This window comes from Corynebacterium lujinxingii, assembly GCF_014490555.1.
Lineage (GTDB): Bacteria > Actinomycetota > Actinomycetes > Mycobacteriales > Mycobacteriaceae > Corynebacterium > Corynebacterium lujinxingii.
The window spans coordinates 1,402,200-1,422,334 of the sequence record NZ_CP061032.1 but is presented as its reverse complement, the minus strand read 5'-3'; the positions used below and the strand labels follow the sequence as shown (position 1 = coordinate 1,422,334).

The following is a 20,135-nucleotide window of genomic DNA, read 5'->3' as shown; positions in this document are numbered from 1 at the left end:
TGCGCGCCGGGTTTCGGAGGTGCGCTGTGACCGGCGTCGAAATCATGGCCTTCATCGTGACCCCGTTCCTGGTCGTCGTCCTGTTCGCCGCGGTGCTGTTTCTGCTCACCCGCTTGATCGAGATCGAGGATCATCTGCGCGCAGTCAACATCCGGCTGAAACATCTTCACCTTGCCGTCGAGGTAGTCGCCGCTGCCCCCAAAACGTCCACTACGCCACCCGCGGCGTTTTGGGAAGCCGTCGAGCGGAAGGGGGTGCGCCGTGACAATTAGTGTCGTTGCGAATCCGCCGCAGCCTGGCACCTCGGAGTGGCGCCGGATTATTACCGCCTCGAAGGTGCCCGCCATCTTGGGCATCTCTCGATTCCAAAGCCAGTATTCAATCTGGCACGAGATGCACGGCGACGTCGAGCCGGAAATCCCCGACCGCGACCGCATGGCGTGGGGGCACATCGCCGAGGCGTCTCTCGCTGACTGGTGGGCGTACAAAAACCCGGGCGCGAAGTTGAATCCGCGCCGGGCGGGCTCGTTCGAGATCGCCTACACCAACACCGCGTTGCCGTTTGAAAACATCGCCACGTTGGACCGCCGCGGGTTTTTCCCGACCGCCTCGCCGGGTGAGCGCTTCCATATCGTCGAGTGCAAAACGGCGATGTCGTTCGATGATTGGGGCCGCCCGGGCGACGACGACAGCGTGCCTGCCGACTACTACGCGCAGGTGCAGTTTCAAATGGGCGTGTCCGGTATCCACCGCGCGAGCGCCGTTGTGCTCGGACCGTACGGCGAGCCCGAGATCCACGACGTGGAATTCCGCGAGGATGAATTCGCCGCGATCGTCGATCGTCTCGTCGAGTGGCAGGCGTCGCTCGATATGTGTCTCGCGCCCGACCTGGATTCCCGCGTGTCTACCTATGAGACGGTGCGCGGGCTGCACCCGGAGATTGACCGGGAGGGTGTCGTCCAGGTCGAGCCATGGCAGGCGGTGGACATGCTTGACCGCATCACCGGCGTGGACCGCGCGGAGGCTGAAGCCCGCGCCGCGAAAATCGAGGCGATGGAACTCATGGGCACCGCCCGCCTGCTCAAGTGCGGCGACGTGAAAGTTGCCGATCGTCGAGCCCGCGCCGGGGGCAAGCCTTACGTCCAGTTCGACAAGAAGGCCGACCTGTCGGAGGTGGCATCGTGACCGATCTACCTCCGAAGGACCGCGCTGTGACCGCCGGCGATCTCGCCGCGCTGTTCGCCTCGATGCCCGCCGACGAGCCGATCGGGATCAAGTTCGACCCGTGGGCGCCGGTGGGGCGCGTCGTCGAAAAGGTGCGCCCGGATCCGAAGGGCCAGGGCCTAATCGTCCACATGACTATGGGCGGGCCGGAATGGGACTAGCGATGCGCAATCCGAAAACAACCAAACCGAAGAATAGGGGAAAGTAATGTCTGACCTGCAAAACTCCAACACTGGCAATGGTGGCGACCTGGTCGGCACCGCCGATGACCGCGGCGTACACCAAGAGGGCAACCTGTCGCGCTACACCACCGACGAGCGTGCCCGACTGCGCGCGCTGATGGGCGCCGATGACGCCTCTGATGCTGATCTTGATGTGCTCGCTATGGTCTCGCAGCGCTCTGGTCTTGACCCGTTTTTGAAGCAGATTTATCTGGTCGGCCGCCGCACGAAAACCGGCGGGTATCGCGGTGAGCCCGAGCGCTGGGAGACCAAATGGACCGTCCAGTCCTCGATTGATGGTCTGCGCGAGGTGCTGTTCCGCACCGCCGACGCGAAGGGCGTTGACTGCTCGATCGGCCGGCCGGTGTGGTTCGACGCCGACGGTAGTCCGCACCGTTTCTGGGTAGGCGATGCCAACCCGACCGCCTGCGAGGTCGAGGTCACCCTCGGTGGTCGCACCGGCTACGGCGTCGCCACCTGGGACCAGTTCTGCCAAACCACCAAGCAGGGCACGCCGAACTCGATGTGGAGCCAAATGGGCCCCCACATGTTGGCTAAGTGTGCGAAGGCCCTTGCGATTCGTGATGTGTGCTCGCTCGCCTCTGGGATCTATATCGACGAGGAAATGCAGCAGGCTGAAAACCGTGTCTTTGCCGAGGCGCGTCGTACCGATACGCAGCCGAAGTCGCTATCCCGCGGGTCGTCTGGTCTGCAGTCTGCGATCGCCGCCCCGGAGCAGGAGGCCGCGCCGGAATGGTCCGAGGTCGGCACCATCGCCGCGGGTGATATCGAGCGAGCCGAGACCCGCTCGGCGCTGGTCTCGGTACTCGAAAACGCGAAGAAAAACGTCGGCGCCGCCGAGTACAAGGCGCTGCGCACCAAGGGCACCCAGCGCTGGAATGAACTTCCCGCCGAGGACATCACCGACGCCGAAGTCGAGCCTGAATCCAACCCGGACGCGTAGCCGCCCGACCTGTTGAAAGGAACTGTGTAAATGTCTGACATTCATGACGCCCGCGTGTGGGCGCGCCGTGTTCTCTCGCAGGTGGAAAGTGGTGGCACTTTGGGCACCCCTGCCGAGGCCAACGCCGCCGAGGTGCTGCTACGGATTACCGAGCCGCGGCCTATCTCGGAACTGCCGGCGATGCCGCCTCTATCCGGAGCCGAGACCGAGGACGGCCAGCAAGCCGTCATCTTGTACTGGGATCCGAACGATGATGATCGCTACGTCACCGGACTGGTGAAAGACCACGACGGCGTATGGCGACACGAGCCGTGTTTGAACCCCGATATGTGGCTGTCGAACCTCACCCGCTACGAAATCCGGGAGGTGTGATGGGGCGCTGGGATAAGCCGCGCGGCCGCTGGTTTGTGTTCCGGGAGTTGTTTTCCGGCGACTGGTGTGTCGTGCAGTGGAAGCGCCGCGTCCAGCCGGTGTTCTTCCGCGAATGGTCTGACGCGGTGCGCTACGCGAATCTGCGCGCCGGTCTGGACATGCTGCGCGACCGGCTACGCGGCGAGATGGAGCACGCCTGGGACACCACCAACATCGACGCGTACGTCGCCTACCTGTGGGCGTACCGGCGGGTCAACAAACTACTTGAAGGAGCAACACCGTGATCGATTTTGAATACCGGGCGGGAACGTTGGTCTCGCCGCCTGAGATCCGGTTCACGCCGAATACCGGCACCACCTGCTTGACGCTGCGTTTGGGGCAGTCTAATTCTCGCTACAACGACGAGGCTGGTCGCTGGGAGCGGGTCAAGGAGCATTACTTCGATGTGGTGGTGTGGCCTATCCGCCGCGGTGAGACCACTATCGATCTGCCGACCATTGCGGAGGCGGTGCTCGAAAAGGGCAGCCGCGTGGTGGTGCGCGGCCGCTTCGAGACCCGTAAGTGGGTCAACAAGCGCGGCGATGATGTCTACTCCACCGAGTTCGTCGCCGACTCCGTTTTCGTGGACGCGCTCTCTCTCGGCGAACAGGCCGCCGGCGGTGACCCGGGTGGGGCAAGCGGGCAGGCGGGCCCGGCCCCCCAGAATTCAGGTGACACTCCACCGTGGATGTAACCGCTTCTCGGCGCCTCGCGCTCACTGTCGCTGTCGACGTGTGCCGGGGCGCCTGTCTTATTCCGACGCCGGCGCTTCTCGGTGCGCTGGCTGACTTCTTCGAGGGCGCGTTTACGCGCTCGGATTTGGAGGTGCTCTGTGAAAACTCAACGCAATAGGTGGCGGGTGATGCGCTCACGCCATGCCGTGCTCGGTATGTGGGTGGTCGGCGAGCTGAAACCTGCGGACGCGTTCGCTCCCGCGACGTGGTGGTCGTCCGCGATCTTCTATACCTGGGAGGCGGCGCTCCATTACGCGAACCTGCGCGCCGTCGGGGTCATGCGAGAGGTAGCGACGAGGGAGGCTTCGCTATCCGAAGCGAAGGCGCTTAGGAAGCGGGCGGAGGCGCACCGCCGGGTGGCTCTCGCCGCTTTTGGTCACGCGCAGCGGTGTATAGACGAGACGCTCGCCGCGGCTACTGAGGCCCACCAGATCATGAGCCGGGGCGGTGATTCGGCGTGACGTGCTCGGTGTTTTACGAGTCGCATGATGTGCGATTGCTGCTCGGTAGCGCGTGGGATGTCGCTGCTTCGCTGGATGATGATTCGGTTGATTGCGTTGTCACTTCACCGCCGTATTGGCGTCTGCGTGATTACGGTGGCCGGCCGGAGCAGTGGGGGCAGGAGCGAAGCGTCGGCCAGTACGTTGATCGAATCGTTGGCCTGTTCGGTCTCATTTTCCGAAAGATGAAGCCGGAGGGTGTCGTCTGGCTGAATCTGGGAGACAAACGCGTCGATGGTCAGTTGTGCGGCGTGCCCTGGATGGTGGCGAAGGATCTGCAAACAGACGGGTGGCATTTGCGTTCGGCGGTTGTGTGGCAAAAGCCGAACGGTATGCCGGAATCCTGCACCGATCGTGTTTCGCAGAACTATGAGCATGTGTTCATGCTTACGCGGGGGAAGGAGCACTATTTCGATCTGGATCCTTTGCGCGTGATGTATGACGGCGATCGGTCTGCCTCTCGCCGGGCTCGATCTGGGCATACGAACAAGGGAAATTCGGCGACCGGGGTGTGGTCCGGTGAGCATTCGGGGCGTAATCCGGGCAGTGTGTGGTCTATCCCGACCCAGCCGTTCCCGGGCGCGCATGAGGCTGTTATGCCGCTCGAACTTGCCCGGCGGTGTGTCGTGTCGTCCTGCCCGGAGGGCGGGCTCGTGTTTGACCCGTTTCACGGTTCCGGCACTACCGCGCAGGCGGCGGTGGAAAGCGGCCGTCGGTATGTCGGCGGCGATATCAACGATGGCTATCTGCGTTTGTCGCTAGATACGCGGTTGCAGAACGGGACTCTCGATCTTGGAGGTGCGCTGTCGTGACGTGGTTTCGTGTTGATGATTCGTTCTACGACCACCCGAAGGTGCTGGGGCTGGATATGTCGGCGCGTGGTCTTTGGGTGTCGGCGGGTACGTATTGTGCCCGGCATCTGACTGATGGGGTGATCTCGGAGCGTGAGATTCGTGTCATTGGGGGCACTCGTCGGCAGGCTGAGAAGTTGGTTGCGGCGGGGCTGTGGCGCGTCCTTGACCCTGTGGATAACTCTGTGGATAAGCCTGTGGATAGTGCTGTGGATAACTCGGCGGGGGATAGCGCTGTTAACCTTTCGCGCGGCCGTCGAGCGTCCGGCGGCGCGTCGTCGCGCGCCCGTCGGTACGCCTTCAACGATTGGCGGGACTTCCAGCCAACGCGCGACGATGTCGAGGCGAAGCGAAAGGCGGCGCGCGATCGTATGGCCGCCGCACGAGCCAAAAAGCGCAACACCAGCGAGGAAGGCAAGACGTTCGCGCGAACAAATGACGAACGTTCGCAAGAAGTTCAGAACCAGGAATTAGCCGAACGTTCGCCTTACCCCGGCCCGGCCCGGCCCGACCCGACCCATACAGCTAAAGAGCTAGCCAGCCACCTTTCGGTAGTACCGCGCGAGGACGGGCAGGCTGACCCCCTCGAAGAATTAGCCGCCGCTACGCGCCGGGCGCGCGACGCCGGCATCTCCGAGAGCGCAATCCGGGCGGGCACCGCCGAGTACCAACGCCGCCCCGAGCCCAAAGGACCCGGCCTGTTGCGGACCCTGATCGACGACGCCTGGTCGCATGAGCGCTCAACCGCCGCCGACACCCAAGCCCGCGCCGCCCGGCGCGCCGCGATCGAAGCCTGCAACCAGTGTGACGAGCGCGGCATGCGCGCCGTGCCCGGCGGTCTCGTTCGCTGCAACCACCAACCTGCCGCCGATGATGTACCCCCCTGGGAGGAAGCCCTATGACCGACCCGATTCGCTCCGTTGAGGTGATCCCGTTCGGCGCCGGTGTCTACATGGTCAAACTGCGTCATATCGAGCGCGACTTCACCGGCCATGTCGTCCGCACCGCCAGCGCCGGGATCGCCATCGTCAACGAGAAAACCGCCCGACAAATCGTCACCAACGCCGGAGAGGAATGGCCGCTGTGACCCCCGCTGACAAGCCCGCCGCCGACGATCTGCTCCGCACCCTCGACGACTTCAACCTCGCGCCGTGGCAACGCGAATTCATCGAACGCGTGCTCACCGTCGAAACACCCGCGGCGACACCACCGCCGCGCGAACTCGCCGCCCCGGTGCTCGACGTGTTCGTGCCCGGCGTACCGCAGCCGCAAGGCAACCACCGCGTCAGCCGCGCCGGGTACACCTACGAAGCGAACCCGAAACTCAAACCCTGGCGCGACGCCGTCGCCATCGTCGCCCGCCGCGCCTGGCTCGGCCGCGCCCCGCTCGATGAACCCGTCGCCGTCGACGTGCATTTCGCCATGCCGAAACCCAAGCGGCCAAAGTTCACCCGGCCTGCCACCAAACCCGACGCCGACAAACTCCAGCGCGCTATCGGCGACGCACTCGAAACCGCCGGCGTCGTCACCAACGACAGCCGCATCGTCCTTTGGCGTGTCGCCAAGGTCTACCCTGGAAGCAACCAACCCACCGGCGCGCGCATCCAAGTGCGCCCCGCACCAACCGAGGCACCCGACCCAGCCGAGAGCACCCCGACTACTGGAGGCCCTCGCCCGTGATCGACCCTGCCCAAACCGACGCCGACGCCCGCCGCCTGCGAACCGCCGCCGACGACCTCACCCGCGCCCTGGTGCTGCTCGCCGCCTGCAAAACCACCAGTGGCGGCACCCGCACCGAGCGCATCATGCGCGCCACCCCCGGCCCCGCCGCACCCGGCAACCCCCGCGCTATCCACCTCGCCGTCGAACTCGACGGCTTCCTCCACGAACTCTGCGCCGATCTGCGCGACCAAATCGAACCCGGCCGCGTCCTCGAAGCCGACGGGATCATGCTCACCCGCTGGATCGGATTCAACGCTCACGTCATCGCCGCCACCATCGACTGGACCGACGACCTCGTCGACGCGCTCGCCGGGTACACCGCCCGCGCCCGCCGCGTCACCGGCACCGCACCGCGCCAACCACCCAAGATCGAACCTCGGCAAACCGCCGCCGCCATCTGCCAACGCCTCGCCTCAATGGGGCACCGCGTCACCCCGGAGCAACTCACCCTGTGGCACCACCGCTCCGCCGGCGCCGTCAGCGTCGAAAAACGCGGGCAGCGAAACCTCTACCTGCTGACCGAAGTGCTGGACTGGATCACCCGCGACCGGCCCGGCCCCCGCGCTGAAACCCAAGGCCAAACCGCCACAGGTTGAGACTGCAAGATGAAGTGCTATACTCGACGCAGCAGCACCGCCGTGTGGACATCACGCCGGTGCTTTTCTCATGCGACCGCGAAGGGGGGCGAGCATGGCCGAAGTACAACCCTGGGGCGGGCGCCGAGCCCAAAAAGTCACCGCCGAATTCCGCGCTGAATGCGAAGCCGCCAACACCCGGTGCTGGCTCTGCAGCCAACCCATCGACTACACCGTCCACCGGCCAAACCCCGACGCCTTCGAACTGGATCACTTCTACCCGCGCAGCGAATTCCCCGACCTGACCTGGGAACCGTCGAACTTCCGCGCCTCGCACGCCTCCTGCAACCACGCGAGAGGCAAACGCGACCACCCCGCCGCCATCGGACCCACCACCATCGACTGGTAGCCACCCCGGCAGCGCCCAACGCCCGCCCGGACCCCGGGGGGAGGGGGGTAAAAATCACTGTCAGGAATCTCACAGGAAAAGGTGGGGGGCGGGTGGGCCTCTCTCCCCGCGCGGTGAGTACCCCCATCGCGCACGCGCGCGCGAGGCACCCGTTTGAGGAGGCGAAAATGAAGCCTGTTGTCGGAGTTTTGGGCCCGACGGTGGCCGAGGCGAAGGCGTATTGCCGCGAGCGCGGCTACCCGCTGGGATTGGCGTGCTCGCCGCGTACGGTGCGCGCCGGGGTGCTTGACGGCGCCGAGTTGCACGGGCGGGTGATCGCGGTCGGCGGGGTGGAGTTGCCGCGTTATGTGGGCGTGTTGCTTGAGCGTTTCGAGGTGGTGTTCGGTGCCTGAAGCCAAATCGTTTACCCGCCGTGCTCCGAACCGGCGCCCGCGACTGTTCAAGGTCGGCGATGCCCGGGCCGCGCTTGCCGACTTCGACCGCGGGTGTGAGACGACCTGCTACACGTTCGGGCAGTTTTCCATCATCGACGTGATCGTCGCGCTGCTCGGCAAAACGGGCCCAGCGGATGTGGTGATCTCCACCTGGACCGCGGGCGCGGCCGATCTACGCCGGGCGAGCGAGTTGATGCACGACCGTCGGATCCGGTCGTGCCGGTGGATCGTTGACCACTCGTTCAAAAACCGCCAGCCGGAGTACCTGGAGACGATGGTCGATCTTTTCGGCGCCGATTCGATCCGGTCGCTGAAAACGCACGCGAAGTTCGTTGTCGTCTCGAACGATGAGTGGAACATCGTTGTGCGCACGTCGATGAACCTGAATGAAAACCGGCGCCTTGAAAACTTTGATGTTGTCGATGATGAGGCGTTTTGCCGCTGGCATCTCGATTTGACCGAGGGCGTGTTCGCGGACCGGGCGGCCGGTGACTGGGTTGATCGTGATGATCTGGATTTATCCGGTGTGGCTGATACGCCGCCGGAGTACACCTGCGAGGTCGGCCGCGCATCGTTTGGCCGTGTCTACGAGAAGGGGGTCGCAAGTGTCGGACCAGTTCGACCAATTCGCCGCGCCTGAGCATCTTTCTGATGAAGCGCGCGAGGTGTGGGATTCGGTGATCGCCGAGGCGTCGAACCCGGCGTATATCGCCGCCGATGAACTCGCCGCGTATTGCAACGCGGTTGTGCTCGAGCGTGATTGCGCTCGCCGTGTCCGCGAGGAGGGCACGATCGTCGCCGATGAGCGGGGTCGTCCGATTGCGCACCCGGCTATTGCGGTGGGGCGCCAGGCGCAGCAGGACATCAAAGGATGGGCTGAAAAGTTTTTATGAAGGTTGAAAGCATCGAGTACCGCTCGTGCCATGTCGACGAGTTGCGTACCTATGAGAAGAACCCGCGCCGGGGTGATGTGGCGCGTATTGCTGAATCGCTGCGCGCGCGTGGTCAGTACCGGCCTTTGGTTGTCAACCGGGGTACGCATACCGGGCGCGAGATGGAGGTGCTTGCCGGTAACCACACGTTGGCGGCGGCGCGTTCGATCGGGCTGGATCATGTCGATGTGGGCATCGTCGATGTTGACGAGCAGACCGCCCGGTCTATTGTGGTGGCGGATAATCGTCTCGCTGATCTCGGCGGCTACGACGAGGCGACGCTCGCCGAGTTGCTCTCCGATATCGACGATTTGACCGGCACCGGTTACTCCGACGCCGATTTGCAGGCGATTTTGGCCGGGCAGGAAACGCCGGAGGAAAAGACCGACCGCGACGACGCGCCGCCGGTGCCTGAGACCCCCCCCATGTCGTCTGAAGGCGATGTCTACGAGTTGGGCCCGCACCGGGTGTGGTGCGGCGACTCTACGAACGCCGGGGGTGTGGCCGAGTACCTGCTTTACGATGGTCTGGTCGATTGCGTGTGGACCGACCCGCCGTATGGCGTTTCGTACGTGGGAAAGACCAAGGATTCGCTCACCATCGAAAACGACGGCGCGGCTGGTCTCGCCGATCTGCTCCAGGGCGCGATGGGCACTCTTGCCGTCTCGGCAAAGCCTGGCTCCCCGGTGTACGTCGCGCACGCCGATACCGAGCGTGTGACCTTCGAGACCGCGATGCGCGATGCCGGCCTTCTTGTGCGGCAGAATCTCGTTTGGGTCAAGAACACGATGGTGCTGGGTCGCTCCGACTTCCATTACAAGCATGAGCCGATTCTGTACGGCGAAACCCCGCCCGCGCCGGGCTCCGACGAGGAAGCCGCCGCGATCGAGGCCCGCGAGGTCGACCCGGCCCACCCGCACGGTGATCGTCACGAGCCGATCCTTTACGGGTTCACCCCGGGAGGCAAGGGACGCCTTGGCCGCGGTGGTGCCCGGTGGTTTGGCGACAACAAGCAAACCACGGTGTTCGAGTTTCCGAAGCCGCCGCGCAACGCCGACCACCCGACGATGAAGCCGGTGGATCTGGTCGTCGCCATGCTCAAAAATTCGTGTCCGCCCGGCGGGCTGGTCCTGGACCTGTTCGGCGGGTCTGGCTCGACGTTGATTGCCGCGCATCATCTCGGCGCGAAGGCGCGCTTGGTCGAACTTGACCCGCGTTATGTCGATGTCATCTGCCGCCGCTGGCAAGCCCACACCGGGCAGGTGCCTATCCGAGGCGGGGAGGAGGTGTCGTTTCTGTGAAGTCGCCGCTCGATCGTTGTGTGCAACTGCGTCTGGCCGGCGCGTCGTACGACAAAATAGCCGCGCAGCTGAAACTGCCGATCGAGGAAGTCGAGCGGCTGGTCGCCGAAGGTGTGGCCGCGCTCAACTCCGAGCCGTCAGCGCTGCGCGCCCGGCTCGAACTTGCCCGCCTTGATGCGCTGCTGATGGGTATCTGGGCGCAGGCGCAGCGCGGCGACACCGCCGCTGTCGGCCAGGCGCTGAAGATCATCGGGCAGCGCTCTGCGATCCTCGCCCGCCTCGATGGTGTCCAAAGCGGCGAGCCCGACAATTCCGGCGTGCCATCGGTCGCCGACCAGGTCGCAACGCTGAAACTGTCCGTCGCTGAATCGTAGGAGGTGCGCGCATTTATGTCTGATTCTCTCGCCGCCTCTGTGCTGCGATCTGTCAAAGCCCGCGGCGACGATATCGGCGAAAAGGACCAGGCGTTAGTTGATTTGGCTGTGCGCTACGCGCTGCAGATCGACGCTGGCATCAACGCCGGCGGGCAGGCCGCCACCAAGGCGCTCTATCTCGGCCCCCACCTTGTGAAAGCGCTCGAACGGCTGGGTTGCACCCCCGTGGTGGTGAAGGAAGAAGGTCAAAAGAGCAGCGGCAACCCCGGCGGCCCGGTCGTCGATGAGTTGTCTGCTCTGCGGAGCCGTCACCGTGGCGGGGCGTAAGGGCTCCGCCGAGCCGCGCATCTTTACCCCGCCGCTAGTCGAACTGACCCCGGAGACGTCGCTTGGATTCGAGGCGATTGAATTCTGTGAGCGATTCCTTGGGCTGGAACTTCGACCGTGGCAAAAATTCGTGTTGATTCATGGCCTTGAGTTGGACATGCGCACCGTGCCGGGCCGGCCGGAATTCGACCCAGATACTCCAAAGCAGCGGCTCTACGATTACCGATTCCGGCAGGTGCTCGTCCTGGTGGCGCGTCAGAACGGCAAGACCGTGGTGATGAACCTCCTCGGCTTGTGGCGCCTGTTTTCGGACGGCGCCTCCGAGATCCTGTCGAGCGCGCAGAACCTGTCGAACGCGGAGCGTGCGCTCGCTGACTCGTTCAAGATGGCCACCCGCTGCGACGTGCTCGCCGACTATCTGCCTTACCGGATGGAAAGGGGTAAATGGGTTCCGTACATGCGCCAGGCCAACGGCTCGAATCAGATCGAATTGGCCGCGGTGCCCCCAGGTTTAGAGGGGGTGCTCGATATTTCGGGCGCGATGCCGGCCTGGTACGTCATCGCCGCCGGCGGTGCTGGTCGATCGTTTTCGGCCGACCTCGCGCTGCTCGATGAGTTACGCCAGCAGCGCAACTCCGAACTATGGGACGCGGTCGAGCCTACGACCAAGGAGCGTCCGCGTAACCAGATCTGGTCGTTTTCCAACGCCGGCGATGCGCGCTCGGTGGTGCTGCGCCGCCTGCGCAACAACGCGCTGAAAGCGATCGAGGACGGTACGACCGAGCGCGAAAAGTTGTGCCTTATGGAGTGGTCCGCCGAGCCGGACCGGTCGATCTTCGACCCCGACGGCTGGTACGAGGCCAACCCGTCGCTGGGATGGGGCAACGCCACCGAAGAGGACATGGCCGCGCTCGCCCGCGCCGCGCTTGACCCGGAGGCCGACGACGCAGACGAGTCGTCGTTTCGCACCGAGTACCTGTGCCAGTGGGTGTCCTCGCTCGAGCCCGGCAAGTTCAACTCCGCGCAATGGGACGCGCTCGCCGCGCCGCTCGAAGGTCTACCCGAAGGCGCCGAGGTACACGTCGGCGTCGATCTATCGCTGGAAGCACGCCAGGCTCATATCGCCGTGGCGTTCAAACGCGACGACGGGTATTGGCACGTCGAGGTCGTCGCATCGCGCGCCGGGTTCGCCTGGGTGCCCGAGTGGCTCAACGCCCGCCGCGGCACCTGGTTTAACGGCGTTGTCGGTCTGCAATCGACCGGCAACGCGCCGGCGACAGCGCTTGTGCCGCTGCTGACCGAGGCCGGTATCGAGGTCGCCGAATGGCGAAGCGCTGCGATGACCGGATCCGTGCTCGCCTACACCGCGGCGGTGCGCGACGGGGTGATTCGTCACCCCGGCCGCGACCCTGATTTGGATGTGCCCACCGTGCTGGAAGCCTCGGCGCTCGGCGTGAAGGACCGCAAATTGGGCGACGTCGCCTTGTGGGACCGCGAGCGCTCAACCGGTGACGCGGCACCGTTTATCGCCACGAATATCGCGTGGTGGATGGGGCACCGCATCGAGGATCGTTTCGTCTCGGCGTACGCCGACGACGACTGGGATGAAGATCTGCCGGACGACGATTCGGCGGTGCTGGAAGAAATAGGCGAGGACGACGGCGGTTTGTTGATCGTCTAGCAAAACTTGAAAGGAGGTGCCCGCGGTGGGAATTCTTGAGCGTCTAGGTCTGCGCCAGTCGGAGCCGGTCGGCAAGTTCGACGTCGGTCTCGACTTCATCGATGTTGTCGATCTCATTCCCGATATGAGCGCCGAGCAACTGTGGCACCAGCAGCCGCATCTGCGCACCGTGACGTCGTTTATCGCTCGGATGGTGGCGACCGTGTCGCTGCATGTCTACGAGCGCGAGGACGACGGTTCGCGGGTGCGCGTGCGCGATTCGTACGTGACCGAACTGGTCAAAAAGCCGAATCACCACGAAACGTTTTACAGGTTCCTCTACGGCTCGGTGATGGACCTGTGCCTGTATGACGAGTTTATATGGCTTCTCGATGATGACCCGGCGCGCGGCGACCGGTTCCACCTGTATCGGATCCCGCCGAATTGGGTTGTCGAGAAGAAGTGGTCTGACCCGTGGACGTTGGAATGGCTGGGTCTTGCTGATAGTCGCACCAGGCGCCCGTTGTGGATCGAGGGGGAGCGGGTGATCCGCTTTGCCGGGTATTCGCCGGATTCTGTGCGCTCTGGTGCGTCTCCGATTGATGCGCTGCGCAGTGTGCTGCGCGAACAGATCGAGTCGGCGTCGTACCGCGAGCAACTGTGGCGAAACGGGCCGCGTCTCGGTGGCATCATCACGCGCCCCCAAAACGCGCCGTGGGATAACGTGGCGCGCCGGCGGTTTAAGCAGATGTGGCAGGCGACGTACGCCGGAGCCGGGTCAGGCTCCGGTGGTGTGCCGGTGCTCGAAGATGGGATGGAATTCCGCCCGTTCCACCTGTCGGCCGGAGATGAACAAGTCGCCGAAATGACCAAGTTGTCGCTGTCGACGGTGGCGCAGGTCTACCACATCAACCCGACGATGGTGGGGCTGCTCGACAACGCTAATTACTCGAATGTGCGCGAGTTTCGTCAGTCGCTTTACGGCGATTCGCTGGGGCCGGTGATGAAGCAAATCGAGGAGTTGCTCAACTACGAGTTGCTGCCGCGTCTTGCCGCGCGTGACCACACGCTGGATCCGCAGCGGATCTACATCGAATTTAATGTCGAGGAGCGCTTGCGCGGCCGGTTCGAGGAGCAGGCCGAGGTCACCTCTAAGGCTGTCGGCGCGCCGTGGATGACCAGGAACGAGGCGCGCGCGATGAACAATCTGCCGCTTCTCGAAGGCGGCGACGAACTGGTCGTCCCGCTCAATATTTCCGCCGGCGAACCCGACCCGGAGCCGGAAGGCGAGGAGGTGGAGCCGTGATTCAGTTCGTCTCGTACGGGATCAAAAACGGCCCGCCCCCGGCGTTCGACGTGTTGATCGACTGTCTGGATTTGCCGGACCCGTCGCCGGTGGTGCTCGATACCCCGGGTACGACCGCCGAGGTCGCCGAGGTGATTCTCGGCGCGAACCCGCTTGTGCAGTCATGGCTGCAGGTGGTCACTGCGCTTGTGCTCGAGCGGATGAAAACCGACGGGTCGTTCACCGTGGCGTTCGCCTGCTCGGCAGGCTGGCACCGCTCGCCGTTTGCCGCCGAGCATGTCGCCGCGATGCTGCGCGCCGCCGGTGTCGAAGTGGCGGTGTGTCACCGCGACCTGGAGGTGATCGGATGAGCGTCCATGTCGTTGTAGGCCCACCATGTGCCGGCAAGTCGACGTTTGTTGAACAATCTGCCGGCCCCGGGGTGCCCCGGTTCGACTTCGACCGAATGGCGACTGTCGTCGGCGGCGTCGAATCCAACCATGACCGCGAACCGGCGGTCAACGAGGTGACGGCCGTGTTGCGCCGGGCGGTGATGGGGTGGCTGCTCGACCCCGAGACCGTCGTCGATGAGTTTTGGCTGATCGACACCAACCCGTCGAAGGCGACCGTGGAGCGTCTCGAAGGGATCGGCGCGGTGTTTCACCTTTGCGATCCGGGGCTCGATGAGTGCCTCGCCCGCGCCGAGCGCGATGGGCGACCCGAAGGCACCGCTGATCGGATCCGCGCCTGGTACGCCAACCCGCCGGAGATTCCCGGCGTTACGAAAGGAGGGCCTGTGCGGCTCAAAAATTACAGCGCCGACGTGCGCGTGAAGGCGGCGCCGACCGAAGGGGAGGCGGCCGCTGGTCGTATTGAGGCGTACGCCTCTGTCTTTGACACTGTCGATTCGTACGGTGATGTGGTGCGCCGCGGCGCGTTCGCCGACACCTTAAAGGAGTGGTCGGATAGCGGGAAGACGATTCCGCTGCTCTACGGCCACAACTTTTCCGACCCGTTTATGAATATCGGCGGGGTGGTCGAGGCGTCCGAGGACGAGCGCGGCCTGAAAATCACCGCCGACCTGGACATGGATAACCCGTCCGCGGTCCAGGTTCTCAACCTCATCTCGAAGGGGCGCCTGTCCGAGATGTCGTTCGCGTTTAATTACCGCGATGCCGGGCCGGCCACCGTCGACGGCGACGAGATCTTCGAGGTGCGCGCCGTTGAGTTGTTCGAGGTCTCTGTCGTGCCGATCGGGGCGAATCGTGAGACCGAGATTGTATCGGCGAAGTCGGCGCGTGAACTTTTGACCGCTGTGAAGCAGGCCAATCTTGACGCCGAAACCGAGGCCGCTGTCGTCGGCGCGCTGACCCGCGCGGCCGGCGACGACGAGGCGGAGGCGTCTCCGCCCCCCACCCCAACCGATGAGGGTGAGGAAGAAGAAACCGACGCGCTCGCGCTGCATGCACGGGCGCGTCTCGCAATTTTAGAAAGGATGGGCAACTAATGGCTCAATCTCTAATCGAGCGTCGCGCCGCTCTGCTGGCGGAGGCGCGTGATCTCATTCCCGCCGACGGCGCGAAGATGGACAAGGACACGTATGCGCGTGTCGAAGGCCTGATGGAGGAGCACGACGCTGTCGATGCTGAAATCAAGGCCGCCCAGAAGGCCGGTTCTCTGATTGATCGTGTGCGCGGCGCCGACCTCGGCGAGGAGGGCGTAGCCGATACCCCGGGTGATCACGCCGCCGCGACGCTGGGTGATCACTTCGTCAAGCACGCCGGTGATGTGCTGACCCGCCAGGCCGGTGGCGCGCAGATGCAGTCTGCGACGCCGGAATACGAAACCCGCGCCCCGGAGGACCCGTTCCTTACTCCGAATGCGGAGGGCTCCGAGGTCGCGCACCTCGCGCCGTGGGCGACCGAGTTTCGCCGCACGATCGTCAACGCCAAGCGCGACAAGTTGGTCATCGCCGACCTGATGGGCGCGGCTCAGGTCTCGCCGCAGACGCAGACCATCTCGTACCTCGTCGAGAAGCTTCCGCTCGTCGCCGAGGGTGGTGCCGCGACCGTCGCCGAGGGCGCGCGCAAGCCGTACGTGCGTTTTAACAACTTCGACGTCGTCTCCGAGAAACTGACCAAGATCGCGGCGCTGACCAAGATCACCGACGAAACCGCGGCCGATCTGACCTTCGTGCGCTCGTGGATCAACGACCGTTTGATCTACGAACTCTCCGTCGTCGAGGAGGAGCAGTTGCTCGCCGGCGACGGCACCGGCTCGAATGTCACCGGCCTGCTCAACCGCGAGGGCCTGCAGCAGTACGACATCGCCGGCGACCTGTTCGACGGTCTGTTCCTCGCCTCCCAAAAGGTCCCGGAGTTCACCGGTCTTACCGCCGACGCCCTGGTCGTCAACACCGCCGATTTTGTGCGTATCCGTCTCGCCAAGGACGCTAACGGCCAGTACTTCGCGGGCGGTCCGTTTACCGCCGGCCAGTACGGCAACGGCGGGCTGACGCTCAACCCGTCGCCGTGGGGTCTGCGCACCGTGGACACCCCGGCGATCGAGCGCGGCACCTACGTGCTCGGCGCGTTCCGTCAGGGCGCGACCGTGCTGCGCAAGAACGGCCTGCGCGTCGATTCGACCAACTCCAACGTCGACGACTTCGAGCAGAACCTGATCACGCTGCGCGCCGAGGAGCGCCTTGGCCTGATGGTCGAGCGCCCGGCCGCATTCGTGACCGGCTCTCTCGCCGGGTCCGAGATCCCGGGTGTTCCCGCACCGGCTGAAGCCGTCGCGTAGCAGAAAGGATTGGTGATCTTGCTATGGCAAATCTCAAGCCGTATCGCGTGACCGTAGGTCGCGGGCGCACGACGATTCTTCGCCTGTCGGAGGAAACCGTTAAGCGCTCCTACCCGGACGCGGAGGAGTTGAAGGTCGGCCCGGAGCCTACGACGCCGGAATCTCCGAAGCCGCGTACCCGTACCCGCTCGAAGGCGGCCGAAAAGTAAAGGGGGGCTGACCCGTGACCGAGCCTGCAATACCGGCGGATCACGGCCTGACCCCTGATGATTTCCCGGGCGCGACCGCCCTTACCCAGGACGCGATCGACGCCGCGGTGTCAGCGGTGCGCCGACTGGCTGACTGGCATGTATGGCCGGAGCGTGCTGAAACGCTGCGCGTCGACGCGCCGGGGGACAAACTGGTCGCGCTGCCAACCAAGCGGCTGGTCTCTGTCGAATCGGTCACCGTCGATGGCCGGGAGGTCACAATCGGTGAAAACGACTTCTCCGAGGACGGCACCTTGTGGATCGCCTCGATGACCCCGCACCCGGAGGGTAGGCCCCGCCGGGTGGTCGCCGAGGTGGTGCATGGTTTCGCCGCACCCGGTGATGTGCTCTCGCTGATTCGCTCGATGGCCGGCCGCGCCTCGGCGCCCGGCCAGGCGTATCAGGTGGGGCGGATCAACGTCGGCGCCCCGGGGGCTGTGACCCCCCAGTCCACCGAATGGCGGATCATCGACCAGATCAGGTTAGGGCCGATTCCATGACCGAGCCGGGAGTGATCTTCAACCAGTCGCTGGATGTCGCCCGGCCGCGTCGTATCGATTCGCCATATTCGACCGAGCCGGTCTACGACCACGACAACCCTGAATGGGTGCCGGTCGATTTTCCGGTGTCGGTGCAGCCAGCCGAATCGAGCGAGGACGATCTGCAGCGCCCGGTGGTGGTGAGCCGTCTTGTGCTTATCACCCCGCCCGGCACCGACGTGCCGGATTTAAGCGCGGCGTCGCGGGTGCGTGTCGGCGGGGTCATGGTCTGCGACGTCGTCGGCGCGCCCGCGAGGTGGCCGGACCCGTGGAAGGCGGGGGCGGTGCATCATCTCGAAGCGAGCCTGGAGGTGATCGATGGTTAGGCCGTCGGACGCTTTCTTTCGGGAAGTCAACCGGGCAGTGGCGAAATCCGGGGCGCTGGAAAAGGCCGCCCGGGACATCGCCGATCGTGCGACCCGTATATCGCGGGCGAATGGTGGCAGCGCCAACTACACGCTGCGACCGGGTATCCGACCGAATGGTCGCGCGTATGTCGATGTCGTCTCCGACAATCACGCCGAGGAGCGCGGCTCCGAGGACGTCACCCGTATCAACGCGCTGAGGCGCGCATCGAGGGGGGAGCGGTGATGGACGTTTTCGCGCTACTCGTGCCCCACATTGCGCGGCTGGATGGGGTGTCCGGCGTCTACGACGAGTTGCCGCATGGCGCGCTGCCTGATCGGGCGCCGCTTGTACATCTCGAATCGGCCGGCCCCGCCCAGCGGGCGCCGTCGTTGCAAGGGCTCGGCGCCGACCAGGTCGGCGCCGACGTCAACCTCTACGTGCCCGAGGCGATGTGGAAATCCGGGGCGGCGATGCCGCTCGCCCACAGCCTGCGCGCGCATCTCTACGACTTCCGCGCGGGCGCCGCCCGGGCGGTTGAGGTGACCCGGCCTGAAAAGTGGCCGGATCGCAATCCAAAAACCCGCCGGATCGGCATGACCGTCGAGGTCTTGCTACCGGCTCAACTCTAGAAAGGACCCCGCGATGGCGGATTTCAAGGTCGATCTGACCGACCCGAACTTCAATGCTCAGCTGGTCTCGCTCGGCGTGACCGGCACCATCCACTACGCGCCGTATGGCACCGACGCTCCGGAGGGGCTGGAAGCCTACGAGGCGCCCTATGTCAACCTGGGGTGGATCTCCGACGAGGGCCTGACCGAGGCCATCTCTCGCGAGTCCAACTCCTTTACCCCGTGGCAGTCCAACTCGCCGGTGCGCGAGGCGGCGTCCTCCGAGGAGTTCACGTTCTCCGCGGTGCTGTGGACGATCGGCGGTCTCGCCACCGCGATGCGCTACGGCGTGCCGGAATCCGAGATGGACTACAACTCCGACGGCAAGTTTGCGGAATTCACCCAGGGCGGCGATCTGCCCGCAGAATTCCGCTACGGCCTCGGCTTCGACATTCTCGATGGCTCGAAGCACCGCCGCTTCCTCTTGCCGGCGGCGTCTGCGATTGACCCGTCGGACGTGACCTACCAGAAGGGCGACCTGATCGGCTACCCGATGACGTGGCGCGCCAACGTCGACAACAAGCTCGGCTACTCGATCCTGCGCCGCTTCAAGGAAGGGTGGCGTCCGGGCTATGTCGGCGCCGATGGCAACGACGACCTGAAGGTGCGCGATCTGGGCGACTGGTCCAAGCGCTCCGCCTCCTCGCCGGCTGATTCCGGCACCGCATCGCGTACCTCCGGCAGCACCACCTCCGGCGGGTCTACTGCGACCACCGGCGATACCGGCACCGCCTAACCACTAGGGGCCCAGGGAATTGTTGGGTTTCGCCCTGGGCCCCGCACCACCTCGAAACCCACACCAGACTTCTACCGAAAGGAAACCCACCAACATGGCTAAGAAACTGCGCGATCTCGGATCCTTCGACGAACTCATCGCCCAGCGCCGCGATGCCGTCGGCGCTGATGGCCGCACCGTACCGATCGAGGGATTCGGCAAAACCTGGCAGATCGCCGCGCCGAATCTGCAGTCCGCTGAATGGAACGACCGATTCCAGGATCTCGTCGATGATGTCGCCGACAACGTCATTTCGACTACTGACTACCGCGCCGAACTCGCCGATCTCATGCTCGGCGACCAGGCGGGCGACTTCATCGCCGCGGCTGAAAAGGAGGGCGTTGACCCGCTCACTCTGCTCAACTGGGCGCTTGTGAAGGTGTCGGAAGATGAGACGGCAAACCCTACCCGTCCGAACTCGCGGAGTACCCGACCGCGTGCGAAGCGGCGCTAAGCGCCGAGTACGGCGGCGACCCGGTCGCCGCCTGGCATCGCGGCGAAATCTCAACCCGGCGACTGAAAGCGCTCATCGACTGGCTGCCGGAGGGGTCAGCGCTGCACCGCGCGATGCGCCGCGATGGGCGTAGGTGGACCGTCTCGGATTCGATCGCCTGGCAAATCCTGGGGGAGTTGCACCGGGCGAACATGTACGGGCGCGGGTTCTTGAAAATCAAGCCCGAGCAGGACCGGCTGAAATGGCCTGTTACCCCGTGGGCTGACACCGACGATGACGCCTCCGAGCGTGTCGGCAAAGTCGCCGCGGCGGATCAGGCGGCGGCCGTGGATTACCTCATCGGACTATCTGCGCCCCCCACTTAGTTTCAAAGGAGG

General features: G+C 64.7%; 33 protein-coding genes. All 33 read left to right on the top strand.

Annotated features, from left to right (window positions below; genetic code table 11):
* The first annotated feature begins 26 nt into the window (after positions 1-26).
* A complete protein-coding gene (locus tag IAU68_RS07080; RefSeq protein WP_171192612.1) occupies positions 27-272 on the top strand; it encodes a hypothetical protein in 246 nt (81 codons plus the stop codon).
* Complete coding sequence (locus IAU68_RS07075) at positions 262-1,185, top strand: YqaJ viral recombinase family protein (RefSeq protein WP_171192611.1); 924 nt, start codon at positions 262-264, stop codon at positions 1,183-1,185. Before IAU68_RS07080 ends, IAU68_RS07075 begins: the two co-directional genes overlap by 11 nt.
* Positions 1,182-1,385, top strand: a complete 204-nt coding sequence (locus tag IAU68_RS07070; protein ID WP_171192610.1) for a hypothetical protein — start codon at positions 1,182-1,184, stop codon at positions 1,383-1,385. Before IAU68_RS07075 ends, IAU68_RS07070 begins: the two co-directional genes overlap by 4 nt.
* A gap of 46 nt (positions 1,386-1,431) precedes the next feature.
* On the top strand, positions 1,432-2,409 hold the full coding sequence (locus tag IAU68_RS07065) for a recombinase RecT (protein ID WP_171192609.1): 978 nt from the start codon (positions 1,432-1,434) through the stop codon (positions 2,407-2,409).
* A gap of 30 nt (positions 2,410-2,439) precedes the next feature.
* The gene (locus IAU68_RS07060; RefSeq protein ID WP_171192608.1) at positions 2,440-2,781 is read left to right on the top strand and encodes a hypothetical protein; all 342 of its coding nucleotides are present in this window, start codon (positions 2,440-2,442) and stop codon (positions 2,779-2,781) included.
* Positions 2,781-3,065, top strand: coding sequence for a hypothetical protein (locus tag IAU68_RS07055; protein ID WP_171192607.1), 285 nt, complete (start codon positions 2,781-2,783; stop codon positions 3,063-3,065). The genes IAU68_RS07060 and IAU68_RS07055 overlap by 1 nt, the downstream gene beginning before the upstream one ends.
* A complete protein-coding gene (locus tag IAU68_RS07050) occupies positions 3,062-3,514 on the top strand; it encodes a single-stranded DNA-binding protein (protein WP_171192606.1) in 453 nt (150 codons plus the stop codon). The genes IAU68_RS07055 and IAU68_RS07050 overlap by 4 nt, the downstream gene beginning before the upstream one ends.
* 168 nt (positions 3,515-3,682) lie before the next feature.
* The gene (locus tag IAU68_RS07045) at positions 3,683-4,015 is read left to right on the top strand and encodes a hypothetical protein (protein WP_171192605.1); all 333 of its coding nucleotides are present in this window, start codon (positions 3,683-3,685) and stop codon (positions 4,013-4,015) included.
* 29 nt (positions 4,016-4,044) lie between these two features.
* Positions 4,045-4,866, top strand: coding sequence for a DNA-methyltransferase (locus tag IAU68_RS07040; RefSeq protein ID WP_231698990.1), 822 nt, complete (start codon positions 4,045-4,047; stop codon positions 4,864-4,866).
* A complete protein-coding gene (locus IAU68_RS07035; protein WP_171192603.1) occupies positions 4,863-5,807 on the top strand; it encodes a hypothetical protein in 945 nt (314 codons plus the stop codon). Before IAU68_RS07040 ends, IAU68_RS07035 begins: the two co-directional genes overlap by 4 nt.
* Positions 5,804-5,992, top strand: a complete 189-nt coding sequence (locus IAU68_RS07030) for a hypothetical protein (RefSeq protein ID WP_171192602.1) — start codon at positions 5,804-5,806, stop codon at positions 5,990-5,992. The genes IAU68_RS07035 and IAU68_RS07030 overlap by 4 nt, the downstream gene beginning before the upstream one ends.
* Entirely contained in the window at positions 5,989-6,585 is a 597-nt protein-coding gene (locus IAU68_RS07025) for a RusA family crossover junction endodeoxyribonuclease (RefSeq protein ID WP_171192601.1), read from the top strand. The genes IAU68_RS07030 and IAU68_RS07025 overlap by 4 nt, the downstream gene beginning before the upstream one ends.
* The gene (locus IAU68_RS07020) at positions 6,582-7,223 is read left to right on the top strand and encodes a hypothetical protein (protein WP_171192600.1); all 642 of its coding nucleotides are present in this window, start codon (positions 6,582-6,584) and stop codon (positions 7,221-7,223) included. Before IAU68_RS07025 ends, IAU68_RS07020 begins: the two co-directional genes overlap by 4 nt.
* A gap of 94 nt (positions 7,224-7,317) precedes the next feature.
* Complete coding sequence (locus IAU68_RS07015) at positions 7,318-7,611, top strand: HNH endonuclease (RefSeq protein WP_171192599.1); 294 nt, start codon at positions 7,318-7,320, stop codon at positions 7,609-7,611.
* A 167-nt stretch (positions 7,612-7,778) separates the two neighbouring features.
* Positions 7,779-8,003 carry a hypothetical protein gene (locus tag IAU68_RS07010; RefSeq protein WP_171192598.1) on the top strand — a complete coding sequence of 75 codons (225 nt, stop codon included), beginning with the start codon at positions 7,779-7,781 and terminating at the stop codon, positions 8,001-8,003.
* Positions 7,996-8,685: a hypothetical protein gene (locus tag IAU68_RS07005; protein ID WP_171192597.1), complete on the top strand. Its 690-nt coding sequence runs from the start codon at positions 7,996-7,998 to the stop codon at positions 8,683-8,685. Before IAU68_RS07010 ends, IAU68_RS07005 begins: the two co-directional genes overlap by 8 nt.
* Positions 8,651-8,938, top strand: a complete 288-nt coding sequence (locus IAU68_RS07000) for a P27 family phage terminase small subunit (RefSeq protein WP_171192596.1) — start codon at positions 8,651-8,653, stop codon at positions 8,936-8,938. Before IAU68_RS07005 ends, IAU68_RS07000 begins: the two co-directional genes overlap by 35 nt.
* Positions 8,935-10,278: a DNA methyltransferase gene (locus IAU68_RS06995; protein WP_171192595.1), complete on the top strand. Its 1,344-nt coding sequence runs from the start codon at positions 8,935-8,937 to the stop codon at positions 10,276-10,278. Before IAU68_RS07000 ends, IAU68_RS06995 begins: the two co-directional genes overlap by 4 nt.
* Before the next feature lie 20 nt (positions 10,279-10,298).
* A complete protein-coding gene (locus tag IAU68_RS06990) occupies positions 10,299-10,652 on the top strand; it encodes a hypothetical protein (RefSeq protein ID WP_171192594.1) in 354 nt (117 codons plus the stop codon).
* A gap of 15 nt (positions 10,653-10,667) precedes the next feature.
* Entirely contained in the window at positions 10,668-10,979 is a 312-nt protein-coding gene (locus tag IAU68_RS06985) for a terminase small subunit (RefSeq protein WP_171192593.1), read from the top strand.
* Positions 10,966-12,660 (top strand): terminase large subunit, encoded by a 1,695-nt coding sequence (locus IAU68_RS06980; RefSeq protein ID WP_231698989.1) that lies wholly within the window; start codon positions 10,966-10,968, stop codon positions 12,658-12,660. Before IAU68_RS06985 ends, IAU68_RS06980 begins: the two co-directional genes overlap by 14 nt.
* Before the next feature lie 25 nt (positions 12,661-12,685).
* Positions 12,686-13,945: a phage portal protein gene (locus IAU68_RS06975; protein ID WP_171192591.1), complete on the top strand. Its 1,260-nt coding sequence runs from the start codon at positions 12,686-12,688 to the stop codon at positions 13,943-13,945.
* Positions 13,942-14,295 (top strand): RapZ C-terminal domain-containing protein, encoded by a 354-nt coding sequence (locus IAU68_RS06970; protein ID WP_171192590.1) that lies wholly within the window; start codon positions 13,942-13,944, stop codon positions 14,293-14,295. The genes IAU68_RS06975 and IAU68_RS06970 overlap by 4 nt, the downstream gene beginning before the upstream one ends.
* 95 nt (positions 14,296-14,390) lie before the next feature.
* Positions 14,391-15,431: an HK97 family phage prohead protease gene (locus tag IAU68_RS06965; protein WP_171192589.1), complete on the top strand. Its 1,041-nt coding sequence runs from the start codon at positions 14,391-14,393 to the stop codon at positions 15,429-15,431.
* Positions 15,431-16,726 carry a phage major capsid protein gene (locus tag IAU68_RS06960; protein ID WP_171192588.1) on the top strand — a complete coding sequence of 432 codons (1,296 nt, stop codon included), beginning with the start codon at positions 15,431-15,433 and terminating at the stop codon, positions 16,724-16,726. Before IAU68_RS06965 ends, IAU68_RS06960 begins: the two co-directional genes overlap by 1 nt.
* A gap of 23 nt (positions 16,727-16,749) precedes the next feature.
* Positions 16,750-16,935, top strand: coding sequence for a hypothetical protein (locus IAU68_RS06955; RefSeq protein WP_171192587.1), 186 nt, complete (start codon positions 16,750-16,752; stop codon positions 16,933-16,935).
* A 14-nt stretch (positions 16,936-16,949) separates the two neighbouring features.
* On the top strand, positions 16,950-17,474 hold the full coding sequence (locus tag IAU68_RS06950) for a hypothetical protein (protein ID WP_171192586.1): 525 nt from the start codon (positions 16,950-16,952) through the stop codon (positions 17,472-17,474).
* Entirely contained in the window at positions 17,471-17,839 is a 369-nt protein-coding gene (locus IAU68_RS06945; RefSeq protein ID WP_171192585.1) for a hypothetical protein, read from the top strand. The genes IAU68_RS06950 and IAU68_RS06945 overlap by 4 nt, the downstream gene beginning before the upstream one ends.
* Positions 17,832-18,104 carry a hypothetical protein gene (locus IAU68_RS06940; RefSeq protein WP_171192584.1) on the top strand — a complete coding sequence of 91 codons (273 nt, stop codon included), beginning with the start codon at positions 17,832-17,834 and terminating at the stop codon, positions 18,102-18,104. Before IAU68_RS06945 ends, IAU68_RS06940 begins: the two co-directional genes overlap by 8 nt.
* The gene (locus tag IAU68_RS06935; RefSeq protein ID WP_171192583.1) at positions 18,104-18,490 is read left to right on the top strand and encodes a hypothetical protein; all 387 of its coding nucleotides are present in this window, start codon (positions 18,104-18,106) and stop codon (positions 18,488-18,490) included. The genes IAU68_RS06940 and IAU68_RS06935 overlap by 1 nt, the downstream gene beginning before the upstream one ends.
* 13 nt (positions 18,491-18,503) lie before the next feature.
* The gene (locus tag IAU68_RS06930; RefSeq protein WP_171192582.1) at positions 18,504-19,265 is read left to right on the top strand and encodes a phage tail tube protein; all 762 of its coding nucleotides are present in this window, start codon (positions 18,504-18,506) and stop codon (positions 19,263-19,265) included.
* 94 nt (positions 19,266-19,359) lie between these two features.
* Positions 19,360-19,758 (top strand): hypothetical protein, encoded by a 399-nt coding sequence (locus IAU68_RS06925; RefSeq protein WP_171192581.1) that lies wholly within the window; start codon positions 19,360-19,362, stop codon positions 19,756-19,758.
* A gap of 209 nt (positions 19,759-19,967) precedes the next feature.
* Positions 19,968-20,123, top strand: coding sequence for a hypothetical protein (locus tag IAU68_RS06920; RefSeq protein ID WP_171192580.1), 156 nt, complete (start codon positions 19,968-19,970; stop codon positions 20,121-20,123).
* The last annotated feature ends 12 nt before the right edge of the window (positions 20,124-20,135 follow it).

Coding starts and splice junctions, on each gene's coding strand:
- IAU68_RS07065 (WP_171192609.1), top strand. CDS start 1,432: ATGTCTGACCTGCAAAACTCCAACACTGGCAATGGTGGCGACCTGGTC.
- IAU68_RS07060 (WP_171192608.1), top strand. CDS start 2,440: ATGTCTGACATTCATGACGCCCGCGTGTGGGCGCGCCGTGTTCTCTCG.
- IAU68_RS07055 (WP_171192607.1), top strand. CDS start 2,781: ATGGGGCGCTGGGATAAGCCGCGCGGCCGCTGGTTTGTGTTCCGGGAG.
- IAU68_RS07045 (WP_171192605.1), top strand. CDS start 3,683: ATGCGCTCACGCCATGCCGTGCTCGGTATGTGGGTGGTCGGCGAGCTG.
- IAU68_RS07030 (WP_171192602.1), top strand. CDS start 5,804: ATGACCGACCCGATTCGCTCCGTTGAGGTGATCCCGTTCGGCGCCGGT.
- IAU68_RS07015 (WP_171192599.1), top strand. CDS start 7,318: ATGGCCGAAGTACAACCCTGGGGCGGGCGCCGAGCCCAAAAAGTCACC.
- IAU68_RS07010 (WP_171192598.1), top strand. CDS start 7,779: ATGAAGCCTGTTGTCGGAGTTTTGGGCCCGACGGTGGCCGAGGCGAAG.
- IAU68_RS06995 (WP_171192595.1), top strand. CDS start 8,935: ATGAAGGTTGAAAGCATCGAGTACCGCTCGTGCCATGTCGACGAGTTG.
- IAU68_RS06985 (WP_171192593.1), top strand. CDS start 10,668: ATGTCTGATTCTCTCGCCGCCTCTGTGCTGCGATCTGTCAAAGCCCGC.
- IAU68_RS06965 (WP_171192589.1), top strand. CDS start 14,391: ATGGCGACTGTCGTCGGCGGCGTCGAATCCAACCATGACCGCGAACCG.
- IAU68_RS06960 (WP_171192588.1), top strand. CDS start 15,431: ATGGCTCAATCTCTAATCGAGCGTCGCGCCGCTCTGCTGGCGGAGGCG.
- IAU68_RS06955 (WP_171192587.1), top strand. CDS start 16,750: ATGGCAAATCTCAAGCCGTATCGCGTGACCGTAGGTCGCGGGCGCACG.
- IAU68_RS06945 (WP_171192585.1), top strand. CDS start 17,471: ATGACCGAGCCGGGAGTGATCTTCAACCAGTCGCTGGATGTCGCCCGG.
- IAU68_RS06940 (WP_171192584.1), top strand. CDS start 17,832: ATGGTTAGGCCGTCGGACGCTTTCTTTCGGGAAGTCAACCGGGCAGTG.
- IAU68_RS06935 (WP_171192583.1), top strand. CDS start 18,104: ATGGACGTTTTCGCGCTACTCGTGCCCCACATTGCGCGGCTGGATGGG.
- IAU68_RS06930 (WP_171192582.1), top strand. CDS start 18,504: ATGGCGGATTTCAAGGTCGATCTGACCGACCCGAACTTCAATGCTCAG.
- IAU68_RS06925 (WP_171192581.1), top strand. CDS start 19,360: ATGGCTAAGAAACTGCGCGATCTCGGATCCTTCGACGAACTCATCGCC.